Source organism: Georgenia sp. Z1344, from assembly GCF_049856295.1.
Taxonomy (GTDB): domain Bacteria; phylum Actinomycetota; class Actinomycetes; order Actinomycetales; family Actinomycetaceae; genus JB111.
This window is the reverse complement of sequence record NZ_JBNDMZ010000008.1, coordinates 112917-129813: the sequence shown is the minus strand read 5'-3', so window position 1 is coordinate 129813 and position 16897 is coordinate 112917. Positions and strand designations below refer to the sequence as shown.

15 protein-coding genes and 1 tRNA gene are annotated in these 16897 nt (G+C 73.4%); 8 read left to right on the top strand and 8 right to left on the bottom strand.

The features are described 5' to 3' along the window. The first annotated feature begins 56 nt into the window (after positions 1-56). Positions 57-1112, top strand: coding sequence for a hypothetical protein (locus ACPYO6_RS10325; RefSeq protein ID WP_425714774.1), 1056 nt, complete (start codon positions 57-59; stop codon positions 1110-1112). A 204-nt stretch (positions 1113-1316) separates the two neighbouring features. On the opposite strand, the gene ACPYO6_RS10320 is transcribed toward ACPYO6_RS10325, so the two are convergent. Next, positions 1317-1390, bottom strand: a tRNA-Leu gene (locus ACPYO6_RS10320). A 154-nt stretch (positions 1391-1544) separates the two neighbouring features. Between ACPYO6_RS10320 and ACPYO6_RS10315 the strand changes: the two genes are divergently transcribed. The 7 genes from ACPYO6_RS10315 to ACPYO6_RS10285 all read left to right on the top strand — a co-directional run bounded on the left by ACPYO6_RS10315 (position 1545) and on the right by ACPYO6_RS10285 (position 7864). Next, positions 1545-1679 carry a hypothetical protein gene (locus ACPYO6_RS10315; RefSeq protein WP_425714773.1) on the top strand — a complete coding sequence of 45 codons (135 nt, stop codon included), beginning with the start codon at positions 1545-1547 and terminating at the stop codon, positions 1677-1679. An 85-nt stretch (positions 1680-1764) separates the two neighbouring features. Beyond that, complete coding sequence (locus ACPYO6_RS10310) at positions 1765-4686, top strand: DUF4040 family protein (protein WP_425714772.1); 2922 nt, start codon at positions 1765-1767, stop codon at positions 4684-4686. Further along, the gene (locus ACPYO6_RS10305) at positions 4683-5147 is read left to right on the top strand and encodes a cation:proton antiporter subunit C (RefSeq protein ID WP_425714771.1); all 465 of its coding nucleotides are present in this window, start codon (positions 4683-4685) and stop codon (positions 5145-5147) included. Before ACPYO6_RS10310 ends, ACPYO6_RS10305 begins: the two co-directional genes overlap by 4 nt. Continuing rightward, positions 5144-6856 (top strand): monovalent cation/H+ antiporter subunit D family protein, encoded by a 1713-nt coding sequence (locus ACPYO6_RS10300; RefSeq protein WP_425714770.1) that lies wholly within the window; start codon positions 5144-5146, stop codon positions 6854-6856. The genes ACPYO6_RS10305 and ACPYO6_RS10300 overlap by 4 nt, the downstream gene beginning before the upstream one ends. Beyond that, a complete protein-coding gene (locus tag ACPYO6_RS10295) occupies positions 6853-7215 on the top strand; it encodes a Na+/H+ antiporter subunit E (RefSeq protein WP_425714769.1) in 363 nt (120 codons plus the stop codon). The genes ACPYO6_RS10300 and ACPYO6_RS10295 overlap by 4 nt, the downstream gene beginning before the upstream one ends. Further along, positions 7212-7469, top strand: a complete 258-nt coding sequence (locus ACPYO6_RS10290; RefSeq protein WP_425714768.1) for a monovalent cation/H+ antiporter complex subunit F — start codon at positions 7212-7214, stop codon at positions 7467-7469. Before ACPYO6_RS10295 ends, ACPYO6_RS10290 begins: the two co-directional genes overlap by 4 nt. Further along, on the top strand, positions 7466-7864 hold the full coding sequence (locus tag ACPYO6_RS10285) for a cation:proton antiporter (RefSeq protein ID WP_425714767.1): 399 nt from the start codon (positions 7466-7468) through the stop codon (positions 7862-7864). Before ACPYO6_RS10290 ends, ACPYO6_RS10285 begins: the two co-directional genes overlap by 4 nt. 4 nt (positions 7865-7868) lie before the next feature. On the opposite strand, the gene ACPYO6_RS10280 is transcribed toward ACPYO6_RS10285, so the two are convergent. The 7 genes from ACPYO6_RS10280 to mfd form a co-directional block, all read right to left on the bottom strand. Then, positions 7869-8816: an exopolyphosphatase gene (locus ACPYO6_RS10280; protein ID WP_425714766.1), complete on the bottom strand. Its 948-nt coding sequence runs from the start codon at positions 8814-8816 to the stop codon at positions 7869-7871. Positions 8817-8850: 34 nt separating this feature from the next. Continuing rightward, positions 8851-9351: a DUF501 domain-containing protein gene (locus ACPYO6_RS10275; protein ID WP_425714765.1), complete on the bottom strand. Its 501-nt coding sequence runs from the start codon at positions 9349-9351 to the stop codon at positions 8851-8853. Beyond that, positions 9351-10118: an FtsB family cell division protein gene (locus ACPYO6_RS10270; RefSeq protein ID WP_425714764.1), complete on the bottom strand. Its 768-nt coding sequence runs from the start codon at positions 10116-10118 to the stop codon at positions 9351-9353. Before ACPYO6_RS10270 ends, ACPYO6_RS10275 begins: the two co-directional genes overlap by 1 nt. 380 nt (positions 10119-10498) lie before the next feature. After that, positions 10499-11779: a phosphopyruvate hydratase gene (gene eno, locus ACPYO6_RS10265; RefSeq protein ID WP_425714763.1), complete on the bottom strand. Its 1281-nt coding sequence runs from the start codon at positions 11777-11779 to the stop codon at positions 10499-10501. Between the two features lie 207 nt (positions 11780-11986). Then, a complete protein-coding gene (locus tag ACPYO6_RS10260; RefSeq protein ID WP_425714762.1) occupies positions 11987-12523 on the bottom strand; it encodes a hypothetical protein in 537 nt (178 codons plus the stop codon). A gap of 49 nt (positions 12524-12572) precedes the next feature. Beyond that, a complete protein-coding gene (locus ACPYO6_RS10255; RefSeq protein ID WP_425714761.1) occupies positions 12573-13019 on the bottom strand; it encodes a hypothetical protein in 447 nt (148 codons plus the stop codon). Beyond that, the gene (mfd, locus tag ACPYO6_RS10250) at positions 13016-16747 is read right to left on the bottom strand and encodes a transcription-repair coupling factor (protein ID WP_425714760.1); all 3732 of its coding nucleotides are present in this window, start codon (positions 16745-16747) and stop codon (positions 13016-13018) included. Before mfd ends, ACPYO6_RS10255 begins: the two co-directional genes overlap by 4 nt. Between the last annotated feature and the right edge of the window lie 150 nt (positions 16748-16897).

Here is a 16897-nt window from a genome sequence, read left to right as displayed (position 1 = left end):
ACAGGGCCAGCGCGGTACCACCGCCCGGCCGGCGCCCGTCGACCAGTCTCGAGCTCATGACGAACGCCGCACGGGTCCCACGGCCGCCGACGCCCCGGCTGCTCCTCGGCGACCGCCGCCGCTGCTCGGACCCGTTGGCCGGCGACCCCGCGCACGAGACCGTCAGGGTCCGGCGCGGCGCCGTCGCCGTGGTGCGGCGTGACCTCTCCGGTCCCGCTCGACGGCGGGAGGTCTACCGGGCGAGGTGCGTCGCGGTGCAACGACAGGCCCGGTCGAGGCGTGCCCTGACTCTCGAGTCGGCGGCGGCGCTCCACGGGCTGCACCTGTGGGGCTTCCCGACGAGCGTGCCCGTTCTCTACCCGGCGCGCGGGAGTGCGGTGTCTGCCGCGGACGTCGAGATTCACAGATTCTCGGTCCGGCCCGACGACGTCGAGTCCATCGACGGCATCCTCGTCACGACGCTCGAACGCACGGCGATCGACCTGGCTCGTCTGCGCGACCCGGAGTCCGCGATCCTTCCCCTCGACCACGTGTTCGCGAAGCTCTGCCGCGCCGATCGACGGGAACGGGAGCGGGTCGACCGGGACGCGGCCCAGCTCCGCGCGCGTCTGATCGATCGGCTCCGGACGGAGTTCCGCGGCGCTCGCGGCGTCCGTCGCGCCATCCAGCTGATCGGCTGGGCCTCACCGTGGTCGGAGTCGGCGTGGGAGTCCCGGCTCCGCTGGATCGTGCTCACCTGGGGCGTGCGGGACGCGGTTCAGCAGTGCCGGATCGAGACCGAGCACCACCGCTGGTGGGTCGACCTCGCGATCCGGTTCGGGACCTCCGACGACGGGCGTCCGCTCTGGCTCGTCGTCGAGTTCGACGGGCGGACCAAGTACGGCACCGATCCCACGACCACGTCGGACGCGTTGTTGAAGGAGCGCCGACGGTACCACGATCTCGAGCGGGCCGGGCACAAGGTTCTCCACCTCACCGCCGCGGAGGCCACCGATCCGGCCGTCGCCGTCCGCCGGATTCTCGATCGCCTGCCGGACGGCACCCACCTGGCCCTCGACCCCGTCGTCGAGCTCATGAACCCTGCGCCGAAGCCCAGCCGGCAGGCCAGGTAGGCGCGACCCGCACAGCAGGCGCGACCGGCCCGGCAGGCGCGGCCCGCACTGCAGGCGCGACCGGCCAAGCAAGCGCGGCCCGCACAGCAGGCGCGACCGGCCCGGCAGTCGCGACCGGCCCGGCGGGCGAGGTCGGCCCGGCAGTCGCGACCGGTCCGGCGGCGGACACGGCTGAGTCGGCAGGCGCCGCGCCGCGTCCTCATGTGCCCCCAGCGGGACTCGAACCCGCACTGGGCCGGGTTTAAGCCGGCTGCCTCTGCCGATTGGGCTATGGGGGCGCCCGCTCTCGCGAGGCAAGGGTCCATCGTGCCGTACCCGGGCACGATCCGAACCGACGACGACGCCGTCACCACCGCCGACACCACCGGCACCATCACGGCAACACCCTGAAACCGCGCGGGAGTCCACCGAGGCGTGGATACACTGCCGCCGATGCCAGTCACCGTCGACCTCGTGCCCGACGCCGCCGTCGCCGCGTCGGTCTGCACGCTGCCCGTGCACGTGGGCACCAACGGTCAGGTGTCATCCTGGGGCGCACCGCTGGCGGGATTCCCGCCGACCCGATGAGTGCGGCCGGCCCATCCGCGCGAGCGAGACCGTGCGGGTGCGGCCAGTGACAGACCAGTCCCCCATCACCTCCTAGGCGGCACCGTTGCTCACCCTTGCACTTCTGGCCACGCTCCTCGCGTGCGTGGCCGCGATCCCGCTCGGGCGCGTCCTCGGACGCGGCGCCGGCCTCCCACTGGCCCTGCCACTGCTGATCGGCGCAGGGCTGCTGGTCACGGCCTACGACGGGGTCGACGAGCCGGTCGACGAGGTGTGGTCGTGGATGCCCACGCTGGGCGTCGACCTGGCGCTGAGGCTGGATGGCCTCGCCCTGGTGTTCGCCCTGCTCGTGCTCGTCATCGGCGGCGCGATCCTCGTCTACGCCAGCCGGTATCTCGGCCGCGGGACGCAGTCGCGGTTCTACCTCCTCATGACGCTCTTCGCCGCGGCGATGACGCTCCTCGTGCTCTCCGACGACCTCGTCGTCATGTTCGTCGCATGGGAGATCACGACCCTGTGCTCGTTCTTCCTCATCTCACGGTCCGGCCCCCACGCCCACGAGCCCGCGGTCCGCACCCTCCTCGTCACCGTCGCCGGGGGCCTGAGCCTGCTCGCCGCCGTCACGACGATGATCGCCACCACGGGTACGAGCAGGTTGAGCGAGGTGCTCCGCGACCCGGTGTGGACGCAGGACGGCACCTTCACCACGACGGTCGCCGTGCTCCTCGCCGTCGCCGCCTTCACGAAGTCCGCCCAGTTCCCGTTCCAGGCGTGGCTGCCCGACTCGATGGTCGCCATCACGCCGGTGTCCGCGTATCTCCACGCCGCCGCGATGGTCAAGGCCGGCATCTACCTGCTCCTGCGGTTCTCGCCCGTGCTGTCCGGCGTGCCGATCTGGTCGTGGCTGCTCATCTTCTCCGGCCTCGTCACGGCGCTCATCGGCGCGGCCGGAGCGATGCGCCGACACGACCTCAAGGAGCTGCTCGCCTACTCGACGATCAGCCAGCTGGGACTGCTCGTCGCCGCGATCGGCGTGGGGACCGAGGCCGCCCTCACCGCCGCCGTCGTCCACACGATCGCGCACGCCCTGTTCAAGGCCACGCTGTTCATGCTCGTCGGCGTCATCGACCACGAGGCCGGGACCCGGGACCTGCGCGAGCTCGCCCGGATGCGCATCCGTATGCCGGTGACGACGGGCGCCACAGCCCTCGCCGCCGCCTCCATGGCGGGCGTACCGCTCCTCCTCGGCTTCGTCTCCAAGGAGTCCCTGCTCGACGCGTTCCTGGGCGCCCCGGGACCCGGGTGGGTACCGGTCGTCATCACGCTGGCGGCCGCCGCGACGTCGGTGCTCACGTTCGCCTACTCGGCCCGATTCGTGCTGGGCGCCGCCGGTCGCGGCACCGGTCGGCCCGAGATCGACCACCCGTCGACGACACGCCCGACGACGACAAGCCCGACACGCCCGACGACGACAGACCCGTCGAGCGCACCGGCGGCGTCGCTGCGTTCCTCCCCCACCGAGGTCCACGACGGCGATCCCGTGTTCCTCGCGCCCCCCGTCCTCGGCGCGCTCGCCACGCTCGTGCTCGGCCTCGCGCCGTTCCTGCTGGACACGCTGGCCTCCGCCGGCGCGAGCGGCTCGACCGGCGCGGGGCTCGACGTCCACCTCGCCCTGTGGCACGGCCTCACCCCGGCGCTGGGGGTGTCCGCCGGCATCATCTCCCTCGGCGTCGTCCTCGTCCTCACCCGCGCCCGGGTCGACCGCCTCCTCGAACCGCTCGCGTTCCCGTTCTCGGGGCTCGACGTCGTCGACGCCCTGCGCCGCGGCACGATCTCGTTCGGTGGCAGCATCGGCCGTCTCACCTCACCGATGAGCCCGCGCCGTCACCTCGCAATCCCGGCGGCGTCCCTCGCACTGATCGCGGGCTGGATGCTCCTGCGGACGGACGAGCTGCCGGCGCAGGTGGGCGACCCGACCCGACCGCTGGACTGGGTGCTCGTCGCGCTGGTCGCCGCCGGAGTCGTCGCGGCCGTGCGGGCGCGGTCGCGGATCTCCGCCGTCGTCGTCACCGGTCTCGCGGGCTTCACCATCAGCCTGTGGTTCGTCGTCCTCGGCGCCGCGGACGTCGCCCTGACCCAGCTCCTCGTCGAGATCCTCACCGTCTGCGTGATGGTCCTGCTCCTGCGCAGGCTCCCCGAGAACTTCCGTAGGTCCCCGCTCCGCAAGCGGGTCCCGGCCGCCGTCGTCGCGGCCGCGGCCGGCCTCGCCACGTTCGCCGGGGTGTTCGTGCTCACGGGCCGCCGCGAACCGTCGTCGGCGAGCACCTACTACCTCACCGAGGGCGAGTCGATCACCGGCGGTGCCAACATCGTCAACACGATCCTCGTCGACTTCCGTGCCCTCGACACTCTCGGTGAGCTGACGGTGCTGGGCGTCGCGGGTCTCGTGGTCGCCGTCGTCGTGCGGTCGCGCCGCCTCACACCCAGCCGCCCGTCCCCGATCGACCCGCGTTCCCCCATCGCCGACCCCCGCGAGAACACCGTGTTCGTCCGGACCGTGGCGCGAGTCGTCGGTCCGCTGGCCGTGATCCTGTCGGCCGTCCTGCTCCTGCGCGGGCACCATGAGCCCGGCGGCGGCTTCATCGCAGCGCTCGTCGGCGGCAGCGGCTTCGCGCTGCTGTACCTCGCCGCCCCGGCGGACAGCAAGGCCCCGATCCGTTGGCCCTACCTCCTGCTCACGGGCCTCGGCATCATGGTCGGTGCCGGGTCCGGGCTCGCGGGCTACCTCGACGGCTCGTTCCTCGCCCCGTTGTCGACCGACATCCTCGGGTACCACCTCATGTCGTCGCTCGTCTTCGACATCGGCGTCTACCTCGCCGTCCTCGGCCTCGTCCTCGCCTCGTTCAACCTCCTCGGCCGGCCGACGACGCAGACCGGGCCCGGCACGCCGACGGCACAGACCGGCCCGACCGACGCGGCGCCCCGGCGCGAGCACGCCATCCCCACCGACACGGAGGAGGCACGATGACCGTCGCCCTCACCGCCGCGATCCTCGTGGCCGGCGCCGTCTACCTCATGATGCAGCGCGAGATGCTGCGGGTCGTCCTGGGCTTCGTCCTGCTCGGCCACGCCGCGAACCTCGTCCTCATCGCGGCGGGCGGCACGTCCCGTCGGGGCCTGCCGTTCGGCACGCCCGACGACCCGTCCTCGACTGCCGACCCGCTCCCCCAGGCATTCGTGCTCACCGCGATCGTCATCGCCTTCTCGATCACGGTCGTCATGCTCGTCCTTGCCGTGGCCGGGGGTCAGGACGACGACACCGCCGACGGCTCCATGGAGGACGACGACGGGGCCGGTCCCGAGCGGCTCGGCCCGTCCGACTCCGACGGGGACTGGAGCGAGCCCGCCGACGCCCCGGCCTCGCACCGGGACGCCGACCCACGCAGCACCCGCGCACGACCGGCCGAGGACCCGGCGGTGAGCTCGTGAACGCCGCCGTACTTCCGCTGTTCGTCGCCGTCCCGCTCCTGGTCGGTGGCCTTCTCGTCGTCGTCGGGGATCGTCCGCGGGTGCAGGCGGTCACGTCCTTCGCGGTGCTCGCGGCGTCGCTCGCCGGCGGGGTCGCGCTCGTGGCCCACTTCCGCGACGGCGGGGCGATCGCTCATGACGTCGGCATGTGGGAGACGGGGATCGCGATCCCGTTCGTCGCCGACATGTTCTCCGCCCTCATGCTCGTCGTCACCGGCATCCTCACCCTGACCTGCACCGCGTTCGCCCACGCATCCGGACGCGCGGCCTCGCGCTACTTCGGCCCGCTGGTCCTCGTGCTCACCGCGGGCGTCAACGGCATCCTGCTCACCGGCGACATCTTCAACATGTTCGTCTTCATCGAGGTCATGGTGGTGCCGGCGTACGGCCTCTACGTGCTCGCGCGCCCCGCCTCCGCCACCCTCGGTCAGATCGCCGGCGCGCGACTGTTCGTCACCGTCAACATGCTGACGTCGACGCTCTTCGTCTCCGGCGTCGGGCTCGTCTACGGCGTGGCCGGCACGGTCAACCTCGCCGAGCTCCAGGGGGCCGCCGCGGAGGACCCGTTCGTGGCGGCCGCGGGCGCTGTGTGCCTGTTCGCACTCAGCATCAAGGCGGCCGTCGTCCCCGTGCACGGCTGGCTCGCCAAGGCCTACCCGGGCACCTCACCGGCCGTGACCGCGCTGTTCTCCGGTCTCAACACGAAGGTCGCGATCTACGCGATCTACCGGATCTACGCCGTCCTCTTCGACGGCGACTCGCGGTACCTGTGGATCGGCGTGGTCGCGTTCGCCGCCACGATGGTCATCGGCGTGCTCGGCGCGGTCGGCGAGACGACGACCCGCTCGATCCTCGCGTTCCACATGGTCAGCCAGATCGGTTACATCCTCCTCGGGGTCGCCTTGTTCACGCTCGCCGGGCTCACCGCGGGGATCTTCTACCTGCTGCACCACATGATCGTGAAGGCGTCGCTCTTCCTGTCGACCGGGGCGATCGAGGTCCGCTACGGGACCGGGAGGGTCGGCGCGCTGAGCGGCATCGCCAGACGCGAACCCGTGCTGGCGGTCGCGTTCTTCGTCGCCGCACTCTCCCTCGCGGGCATCCCTCCCTTCTCCGGCTTCGTGGCCAAGCTCTCGCTGATCACCGCCTCGATCGGGGCCGGTGAGATCGGCGCCGTCGTCGTCATGCTCGCCGTCAGCCTCGTCACCCTGCTGTCGATGCTGAAGATCTGGTCCGGGATGTTCTGGGACCGGAAGGCCGGGTCCGCGGCCTCGGGCGCTGCGACCCAGCAGGACGCGGACGCAGCCCCCTTCGCCGAGGAGGGTGACTCCGTGCCGCCGGCCTCCGCCGGTGCTCGCCCGGCGACGAACGACCAGGCGCCCCGCACGACGACGAACGACGCGGCCGCCACCGCGACGGTGACGGCCGCCCGGACGGCGACCGACCCCACGACCGACCCCACGGACGACACCGCGACCGCCGCGGAGAGTCCAGTCCCCGAGGACGGAGGCAGGCGGGTCGGCGCCGCGCTCGCCGCCCCGGCGGTGGCCCTCGCGGCCGTCACGGTCGCGCTCGGCCTCGGCGGCGAGCTCCTCCTCGGGCTCTCGGAGACCGCCGCCCAGGGTCTTCTCGACACGTCCACGTACGTCGAGGCGGTGCTGGGTCGATGAGCTGGTTGACGTGGCCGTTCCGCATCGCGTGGTTCGCCCTCTGGTACGCGTGGCAGCTGCTGATCTCCAACGTGGCCGTGCTCAAGGACAACCTCACGCCGGGACAGGACTCGACGCCGGGCATCGCCCGGCTCGTCACCCGGTGCCGCACCGACCTGGAGGTCACCCTGCTCGCCGCCCTCATCACGCTGACCCCGGGCACGCTGACGATCGGGAACGAACGATCCGGACCCGACGGCAGCCGCGTCCTGTACGTGCACGGCCTCTACTGCGCGGACGCCGAGGAGCTGCGCGCCGAGCTGCGGGACATGGAGTCCCACCTCCTGCACGCGTTGCGACGGACGGGGGTGGCCTCGTGACCGGCGTCGTCGTCGCGATCGTCATCGTCGGCGTGACCTCCGTGGTCGCCACCTACCGGATGTTCGTCGGCCCGACGGACGCGGACCGCGCCGTCGGCGCCGACCTGCTGTCCTTCGGGGTCATCGGACTGATCGCCCTTGCCGGCGTGCTCACCTCCATGGTCTTCGCCTTCGACCTCCTGCTCGTCGTCGCGCTCGTGGCCTTCCTCAGCGCGATCTCGCTCGGGCGCGCGGTGACGAGGGGGCGGCGATGACGGAGGTGATGGCAGTGGTCGGCAACGTCGTGGTGGTGCTCGGCGCGCTCGTGTTCGCGACCGCCGCGCTGGGACTCGTGCGCTTCCCCGACGTGTACATGCGGATCTCGGGCGTCGGGACCGCCGGAGGCTTCGGCATCATCCTCGTCGTCGTCGGATGCCTCCTCATCATGCCCTCGTGGCGCAACCTCGGCCTCGCGCTCCTCGTCATCGGCATCCACCTCGCGACCTCGTCGGTCGGCACGATGGTCGTGGCCCGCGCGGCCTACCTCACCGGCGTCCCGCTTCGTCGGAGGAGCTTCGACGACCTGGCCGACGAGACCGAGCGCCGTGCCGTGCGGGGCGACACGGCCGCGCCCGACGACGACGAACGCGCCGCCGACCACCGCGACTAGCCCGTCAGGCGAGCGAGAGCGCGATGCCGTCGAGGATGTCGTGCTCGGAGGTGACGACGCCGGCCGTCCCCGCCCCGCCCGTCCGCTCGGACACGTGGCGCACGACCTCGCTCCACACGAGCGCGCCGCCGCCGATGACGTCGATCCGGCCGGGGTGCATGAACGGCATCGCCTCGCGCTGCGCGCGGGAGGCGGCGAGCAGCTCGTCGCAGGCGGCGAGGACGGCCGCCTCGGTGAGGACCGAGCCGTTGATGGCGGCCGGGTCGTAGGCGGGCAGGCCGAGCGCGTGCGCGGTGACGGTCGTGACGGACCCGGCCACGCCGATGAGCGTGCGGACGCCGCCCAGCGGGAGGTCGGCGTCCTCGAGCAGCCGCCGCACGTCGGCGCGCGCCGCGGCCTCCTGCTCGGCGCTCGGCGGATCGGCGACGAGGTGCCGCTCGGTGAGGCGGACGCACCCGACGTCGAGCGAGACGGCCGCGTCCGGGGTCGCGGACCGCGGGTCCCCGACGACGAGCTCGGTGCTCCCGCCGCCGATGTCGACGACGACCACCGGCCCCGGCGTCCCCTCGGCCAGGACGGAGGCGGCACCGGCGAACGAGAGCGCCGCCTCGGCCTCCCCCGTGACGACCTCGGGCTCGACGCCGAGGATCTCGCGGATGCCGTCGACGAAGACCTGCCGGTTCTCGGCGTCGCGGGTCGCGGACGTGGCAACGAATCGGATCCGCTCCGCACCGTGCTGCTCGCACAGCTGCGCGTACTCGCGGGCCGCGGCGAAGGTCCGCTCGAGCGCGTCCTCCGCGAGGCGGCCGGTGCGGTCGACGCCCTGGCCCAGGCGGACCACCCGCATCTCGCGCACGACATCGTCCAGCGCCGCGCCGCCCGCCCCGGGCACGTCGGCGACGAGGAGTCGGATGGAGTTGGTCCCGCAGTCGATGGCTGCCGCTCGAGTCACCGGGTCATGCTGTCACGCGCCGGGGACAACCCGCTCAGCAGGTGCAGGTCTCGGGACTCCACATCCCGCGCGCGGCCAGGACGTCGAGCGTCTCGTCGCCGAACGGGTTGATCCCGCGCCCGACGGCGAGGGTGTGCGCGAGCAGGGCGTGCAGGCACTTGACGCGCTCGGGCATGCCACCCGCCGAGATGCCGGCGATCTCCTCGACCTCGCCGAGCTCGGCGCGCCGGGCGAGGTAGTCCTCGTGAGCGGCGGCGTAGGCGGACCTCAGGTCGTCGTCGGCGGCGAGTCTGGACTGCATGTCCGCCATGAGGTGCTCGGCCTCGAGCGTGGAGACGGCGCGCGTGGCGGGCGGGCAGGTGAGGTAGAAGCTCGTGGGGAACGGCGTGCCGTCCTCGAGGCGGGGTGCCGTCCGGACCACGGTGGGGCGGCCGTGCCGGCAGCGCGCGGCGATCGCGATCACGCCGCGCGGGACGCGTCCGAGCTGGTCCTGCAGCGCGTCGAGGTCGGCCTGGGCGACGGGGCTCTCGCTCATCAGTCCGGCACCGTCTCGCCCGACGGGATCTCCTGGTCGCTCGGCACCTCGGGTGGCAGCTCGGGCTCGGGGACGTCCTGCCCCTCCTCGCCCTCGGTCGCGTCGGCGCCCGGGATCGCGCCCGCCTCCTCGACCGACTCCTGGAGGTTGAGGTACCAGGGGCGCGAGGCGGCGATCGCCTCCTCGCGGGCGGCCTCCTCGACCTCCTCGACCGGTCGGCCGCCGGTCACGGCCTCCGGGTCGACGACGACGAACGGCGTCTGCCCCGGCATCGTGTAACCGAGCCGCTCGCGCGCCTGGGACTGGACGTACTCCGGGTCGTCCCACAGGGCGAGCTCGTCGGTGAGGCGCTGCTCCTCCTCCTCCGCGGCCGCGAGCGCGTCCTCGGCGGTGCGCAGCTGCTCGGCCTGGAGGAGGGCGTGGCGGGCCGTCGGCGCGATGATCGCGAAGGCCACGAGGAGCGTGAGGACGAGCGCGAGGGCCCGCAGGGAGAGGATCGGCCGGTCGCCGTCGGACGTGGCGATCGCGAGGCGACGGTTGCCGCGCGAGCCCCCGCCGGACCCGGGCGACGGCGGTGTGCTGGAACCGCGCGAGCCGCCGGCCCTCGTCCGGCCGGCGTCCCCGTCCCGGCCACGGCCGGTGGTGGTCGGCCTGCTCGCCCGGTCCGCGGAGGGGCGGGTGCGGCCCGTGGGGCGCGACCGTGCGCCGCGGGCGGCGGACGAGCGGGGTGCCCCGGGCTTGCGGGGGGCGGCGGGCGGACGACTCACCGCGTCATCGTCCCTCACGGGTCCGGCAGGGGCGGGGACCGGCGTGGCGCGAGTCGCGCCACACCCTCACCGAGACTGCGGTTGGTGCCCGCCGAGACTGCGGTTGGTGCCCGTCGAGATTGCGGTTGGTGCCCGCCGAGATTGCGGTTGGTGCCCGCCGAGATTGCGGTCGGGAACGGCGTCCCGGCCGAGAGTGCGGCGGGGAACGAGCCTCGGTCGAGAGTGCGGTCCGGAGACGTCGAGAGTGCGGGTGGAGCCAGGCCCCACCCGCACTCTCGACCACCGGGGGCGAGGGAGCTCAGCCCCCCACCCGCACTCTCGACAGCTGACAACCGGAGACTGTCCGGCTCCTAACCGCAATCTCGACGAAACGGGGAGGGTCAGGCCTGGTGACGCGGGAAGGCGCTGCGGCCGGCGTACTCGGCCGCCTCGTCCAGCTCCTCCTCGATGCGCAGCAGCTGGTTGTACTTCGCCACGCGCTCGCCGCGCGCCGGGGCGCCGGTCTTGATCTGGCCGGAGTTCACGGCCACCGACAGGTCGGCGATCGTCACGTCCTCGGTCTCGCCCGAGCGGTGCGAGACCATCGCGGTGAAGCCGGAGCGCTGCGCGAGCGCGACGGCGTCGAGGGTCTCGGTGAGCGAGCCGATCTGGTTGACCTTGACGAGCAGCGAGTTGGCCGCCTTCTCGGCGATGCCGCGGGCGAGCCGCTCGGGGTTGGTGACGAACAGGTCGTCGCCGACGATCTGCACCTTGTCCCCCACGGCGCCGACGAGCCGGCTCCACGCGCCCCACTCGTCCTCGCTCAGCGGGTCCTCGATGGAGACCAGCGGGTAGTCGGCCACGAGCTGCTGGTAGTACGCCACCATCTCGTCGCTCGAGGTCGACTTCCCCTCGAACTGGTAGGCGCCGTCGGAGAAGAACTCCGTCGAGGCCACGTCAAGGGCGAGCGCGATGTCCGTGCCGGCCGAGAGGCCCGTGCTCGAGATCGCCTCGAGGATGAGGTCGAGCGCCTCGCGGTTGGAGCCGAGGTTGGGGGCGAACCCGCCCTCGTCGCCCAGGCCGGTGGCCAGGCCGCGCTGCTTGAGCACGGACTTCAGCGCGTGGTAGACCTCGGCGCCCTGACGCAGCGCCTCGGCGAAGCTCGTCGCACCGATCGGCGCGATCATGAACTCCTGGATGTCCACGTTCGAGTCGGCGTGCGAGCCGCCGTTGAGGATGTTCATCATCGGCACCGGCAGCAGGTGCGCGTTGGGGCCGCCGAGGTAGCGGTACAGCGGCAGTCCGGCGGACTCGGCGGCGGCCTTGGCCACGGCGAGCGAGACGCCGAGGATCGCGTTGGCGCCGACCTTGCCCTTGTTGGCCGAGCCGTCGAGGTCGAGGAGCGTCTGGTCGATGAAGCGCTGCTCGGACGCCTCGAGGCCGAGGATCTCGGGCGCGAGGATCTCGAGCACGTTGTCGCGTGCCTGCTGCACGCCCTTGCCGCCGTAGCGCTTGTCGCCGGCGTCACGGAGCTCGACGGCCTCGAACGCGCCGGTCGACGCGCCGGAGGGGACGGCCGCGCGGGCGACGACGCCGTCGTCCAGCCCGATCTCGACCTCGACGGTCGGGTTGCCCCGGGAGTCGAGGATCTCGCGTGCCGCTACTTCGAGGATGGTGGCCACAGGTTCTCCTTGTGTCGGGGATGCCCGGATGTTGTCGGGCTCCACGCTAGTCCCCACGAGCGGCCGGGGTCAGTGCTGTCCGGCCTTCCGGGAGTACGTGCAGCGCTCGGGGCGATGCCCCCACCCATGCACGACGACGAACATCGCACCTTCGCCGCGGCGCACCGCACACGGACCCGGCCGGCTCACGACCGACGAGCGGCCCGGTCAGGGAACGACCGGCATGCCCTCCCCGGCGGGCGCCGCCTGCAGCCACGGATGCGCCGGCTGCGCGTACTGGCCGCCCTCGACGGTCCCGTACCGGGGGTTGAGCTCGATGTCGACCTCGCTCATCGCCTCCGTGACCTGGGTGGACAGCGCCTGGTCCGACTGGAGCTGGCCGGCCAGCATGAGGGACTCGACGATCTCGAGGGTCTGCGGGAGGTAGTCGCCGTCGGGCGTGTAGCCGCTCTGCTCCGTCATCGTGGCGAGCTGGTCGCGCACGGCCTGGTCGCTCACGGTGAGTCCGTTCTCGCCCGCGACGCGGGTGATGGCGTCGGAGTACGCGTAGTTCATCACGGCGTCGACGGTGGTCAGCTCCTGGCCGAACACCCCGACGAGCTCTCCGGCGACGGACTGCGCCTCGCGCTCGGACATCTCCTCGCCGTCGATGACGGCCGCCGTGCCGGGGTTGGCCGAGCAGCCGGCGAGCAGGGCGCCCAGCGCGAGCGCGGGCACGATCGCCGATCGGATGGTGCGAGCCACAGTTCCTCCTGTCGTCCTCGCCCGCGGCACGGCCGTGAGCGCCACCATGCTAACCGCGTCGCCGACCCGGTCTGCGCGGTGCGGAGGTGGCCGCCAGCACGACGCCGATGCCGGCGAGCGCGAGCGTGGTCGCCGCGGCGACGCGGACGAGCCACGGCTGCATCCCGATGGGCAGCTCCGCGGCCTCGAGGATCTCGAACCCGCTGCCCGAGTCGGTCGCGGACGCGGTGGCACCGTCGAGCAGCCCACCGCTGCCGGCCTCGGCGGACGCGTCGGTGCGCGACCCGTCGGAGCCTGCCTCGCCGGAGCCGCTCTCCCCCGCACCCGGCTTGTCGGGCTCGCCCGGGGACGTCGACGACGACGCCGCGGCGGCCGTGGAGGTGTCGGTGACGTCCGGGGCGGCAGCGGCCGCCGGCCCGGCGGCCAGCCCCACCACGAGCACGGCCGCGGCGAGGGTCGACCGCAGGGCGGTGCGTCCGGCGTCGTGCACGGTCATGCCCCCGCCGCGCCCGAGCCTGCACCCGCGCCCGCGCCGGCCCATGCACCGGCCGGCGCCCCGACCGGCGTGCCGATGAGGGCGACGACCTCCTCGACCCACGCGAGCAGGTCGACGTCCGCGAGCGGTCGCCCGCCGACCTTCTGCGTGAGCGGCCACGGCACGAGCGCGGTGCGCACGGCCGGCTTGAGCATCGTCCCGCGGTGGACGCGGGTGAGGCGCAGCGACTGGGACTCGGCGAGCTCGACCGGGAAGAACCGCACGTTCTTGCCCTGCGCGGTGATCTCCTGGATGCCGGCCTCCCGGGCGTGGGCCCGCAGGCGCGCGACGGCGAACAGCCGCTCGACGCTCGGCGGGACCGGCCCGTACCGGTCGACGAGCTCGGCGCGCACGGAGTCGAGGGCCTCGTCGTCGTCGGCCGCGGCGATCTTTGCGTAGACCTCGAGGCGGAGGCGCTCGGTGTCGACGTACTCGGTGGGCACGTGGGCGTCGATCGGGAGCTCGACCCGGACGTCGACGCGCTCGGGCTCGACCTTCCCGTCGCGCCAGGCGGCCACGGCCTCGGAGATCATCCGGACGTACATGTCGAAGCCGACGCCCTCGATGTGCCCGGACTGGTCGGAGCCGAGCAGGTTGCCGGCTCCGCGGAGCTCGAGGTCCTTCATCGCCACCTGGATGCCGGCGCCGAGCTCGGTGTGGGAGGCGATGGTGGCGAGCCGGTCGTGCGCGGTCTCGGTCAGCGGCTTGTCCGGGTCGTAGAGGAAGTAACCGTAGGCCCGCTCGCGCCCGCGACCCACGCGCCCGCGCAGCTGGTGGAGCTGGGACAGGCCGAACGTGTCGGCACGCTCGACGATGAGGGTGTTCGCGTTGGCGATGTCGAGGCCCGTCTCGATGATCGTCGTGCACACGAGCACGTCGATCGAGCGCTCCCAGAAGTCCTGGATGACGGCCTCGAGCTGGTGCTCGTTCATCTGCCCGTGCGCCACGCCGATGCGCGCCTCGGGGACGAGCTCGGCGAGGTGCTGGGCGGTGGCGTTGATCGAGCGGACCTTGTTGTGGACGTAGAAGACCTGACCCTCGCGCAGGAGCTCGCGCCGGATCGCGGCGCCGACCTGCTTGTCCTCCTGCGCACCGACGTACGTGAGAATCGGGTGCCGCTCCTCCGGCGGCGTGGCCAGCGTGGACATCTCGCGGATCCCGGTCACCGCCATCTCGAGGGTGCGCGGTATCGGGGTCGCGGACATCGCGAGGACGTCGACGTTGGTCCGCAGCTGGGTGAGCGTCTCCTTGTGCTCGACGCCGAAGCGCTGCTCCTCGTCGATGACCACCAGCCCGAGCTCCTTGAACCGCACCTGACCCGTGAGCAGGGTGTGGGTGCCGATGACGACGTCGATCGACCCGGCGGCCAGCCCCTCGCGGACCTCCGTGGCCTCGGCCGGGCTCTGGAAGCGGGACAGGGCGGCGACCCGGACCGGGAAGCCGGCGTACCGCTCGGCGAACGTGTCGAGGTGCTGGTTGACGAGCAGCGTGGTGGGCACGAGGACGGCCACCTGCTTGCCGTCCTGGACGGCCTTGAACGCGGCCCGCACGGCGATCTCGGTCTTGCCGTAGCCGACGTCGCCCGAGATGAGGCGGTCCATCGGCATGGCCTTCTCCATGTCGGCCTTGACCTCGTCGATCGCGCTCAGCTGGTCGGGCGTCTCCGTGTAGGGGAAGGCGTCCTCGAGCTCGCGCTGCCACGGGGTGTCCGGGCCGAACGTGTGGCCGACCGTGGCCTGGCGCGCGGCGTAGAGGCGGACGAGCTCGCCGGCGATCTCGCGGACCGCCTTGCGCGCCTTCCGCTTGGCCGCCGCCCAGTCAGAGCCGCCCATCTTGTTGAGCGCGGGCGCCTCTCCCCCGACGTAGCGGGAGACCTGGTCGAGCGAGTCCGTGGGCGCGAACAGGCGGTCGCCCGGCTGGCCCCGCTTCGACGGCGCGTACTCGATGACGAGGTACTCGCGGGTGGTGGCGGTCTCGCCCCTGCCGACGGTGCGGGACACGAGCTCGACGAACCGGCCCACCCCGTGCTGGGAGTGGACGACGAGGTCGCCCGGCCGCAGGGACAGCGGGTCGACGGCGGTGCGGCGCCGGGCCGGCATCTTGCGCATCTCGCGCGTGGAGCTGCCCGGGCGGCCGGTGAGGTCGGACTCGGTGAGGACGGCCAGGCGCTGCCCGTCGACGACGAACCCCCGGTCCAGCCCCGGGTGCGTGATGGTGACCAGGCCGGGCTCGGGGGCCTCGGGCAGGTCGGTGACGAGGCGGGCCGGGACGTCGGCCTCCGCGAGCGAGTCCCGCAGGCGGCGGGCGGGCCCGGCTCCTTGGGTCGTGAGCAGGATGCGCCACTCGTCGTGGACGAGGGCGGCGAGGTCCTTGAGCGCGCCGTCGACGTCGCCGCGGTACCGGCGGGTCTCGCGCGCGGCGACGGTGCGGGGGTCGTCGTCGGGGCCCGACGCGGCCGCGATCGCGGCGCGGGCGGCGGACCCGCCGGGATCGGCGGCGTCGTCGGCCGGGGTGCCGGAGCCGTCGGGCGCGCCGCCCGACCCGGCGGAACCGGGAACGACGGTCGCGTCCTCGAGCCCCTCGTCGGTCGGCAGGGAGCTGACGCTCCACCAGCCCTGCCCCTTGGCCAGGGCGAGCGCGCGGGCCTCGGCGAGGTCGGCGAAGGCCGCGGCCCGCAGGTCGAGCGGGACCTCGGCCCCGGACGCGGCGGACGTCCACGCGGCGGCGAGGAACTCCTCGGTGGTCGCGGCCAGGTCGGCGGCCCGGCGGCGGATCCGCTCGGGGTCGACGAGGACCACGAGCGAGCGCTCCGGCAGCAGGTCGAGGAGGGGCTCGAGGCCGTCGGCGAGGACGGGGCTCAGGGCCTCCATGCCCTCGACGGCGACACCCTCGGAGATCCGCTCGAGCATCGGGGCGGCGGACGGCACGGTCGGGATGAGGGACCGCGCGCGCTCGCGCACGGCCGGGGTGAGCAGGAGCTCGCGGCACGGCGGCGCCCACAGGCCCTCCTCGGCGACCTCGAGGCTGCGCTGGTCGGCCACCGAGAAGCGGCGGATCTCCTCGACGTCGTCGCCGAAGAGCTCGAGGCGCAGCGGGTGCGGGTCGGTCGGCGGGAAGACGTCGACGATCCCGCCGCGCACGGCGTACTCGCCGCGGCGCTCGACCATGTCGGTGCGGGTGTAGGCGGCGGCCTCGAGGGCGCGGACGAGGTCGTCGAGGGCGATCGTGTCGCCGACCTGGACGCGGACGGGCTCGAGGTCCGCGAGGCCCGAGACGATCGGCTGGAGCAGCGCGCGCACGGGCACCGTGACGACGCGCGGGCGCGCGGTGCGCGCCTCCGGCCCGGGGTGGACGAGGCGGCGCAGCGTGGCCAGGCGGTGGGCCACGGTGTCCGAGCGCGGCGAGAGGCGCTCGTGCGGAAGGGTCTCCCACGCGGGGAACGTCGCGACCTCGTCGGCGGGGAGGAACTCGCGCACGCCGGTGGCGAGCTCGTCGGCGTCGCGGCCCGTGGCGGTGACGAGGACGATCGGGCGGTCGGTCGCGGCCAGCTCCGCGGCGAGCGCGGGGCGGACGCCGACGGGGGCGGTGGTCGCGCGGTGCGGCTCGAGGACGGGGGCCGAGGCGGCCGCGACGAGCGCGGCGATCGCCGGGTCCTCGCGCAGCAGGGGAAGCAGTCCGGTGAGGGACAACGGGTCCTCCGGTCGAGGAAGTGGGGAGCGGGAGGCAGTCTACGACCGGTGCGGGGCGGCGCGGGCAGCGGTCACCGGGCCGTGACGGCCGCGCCGGTCGGCCGCGCCGGACGATCCGTGACCGCCGGTACGGGCGTACCCGGGGCAGGC

Excerpts from the sequence above, each read along its gene's own strand:
- ACPYO6_RS10325 (WP_425714774.1), top strand. The coding sequence starts at position 57 with ATGACGAACGCCGCACGGGTCCCACGGCCGCCGACGCCCCGGCTGCTC.
- ACPYO6_RS10315 (WP_425714773.1), top strand. The coding sequence starts at position 1,545 with ATGCCAGTCACCGTCGACCTCGTGCCCGACGCCGCCGTCGCCGCGTCG.
- ACPYO6_RS10305 (WP_425714771.1), top strand. The coding sequence starts at position 4,683 with ATGACCGTCGCCCTCACCGCCGCGATCCTCGTGGCCGGCGCCGTCTAC.
- ACPYO6_RS10295 (WP_425714769.1), top strand. The coding sequence starts at position 6,853 with ATGAGCTGGTTGACGTGGCCGTTCCGCATCGCGTGGTTCGCCCTCTGG.
- ACPYO6_RS10285 (WP_425714767.1), top strand. The coding sequence starts at position 7,466 with ATGACGGAGGTGATGGCAGTGGTCGGCAACGTCGTGGTGGTGCTCGGC.
- ACPYO6_RS10275 (WP_425714765.1), bottom strand. The coding sequence starts at position 9,351 with ATGAGCGAGAGCCCCGTCGCCCAGGCCGACCTCGACGCGCTGCAGGAC.
- ACPYO6_RS10255 (WP_425714761.1), bottom strand. The coding sequence starts at position 13,019 with ATGACCGTGCACGACGCCGGACGCACCGCCCTGCGGTCGACCCTCGCC.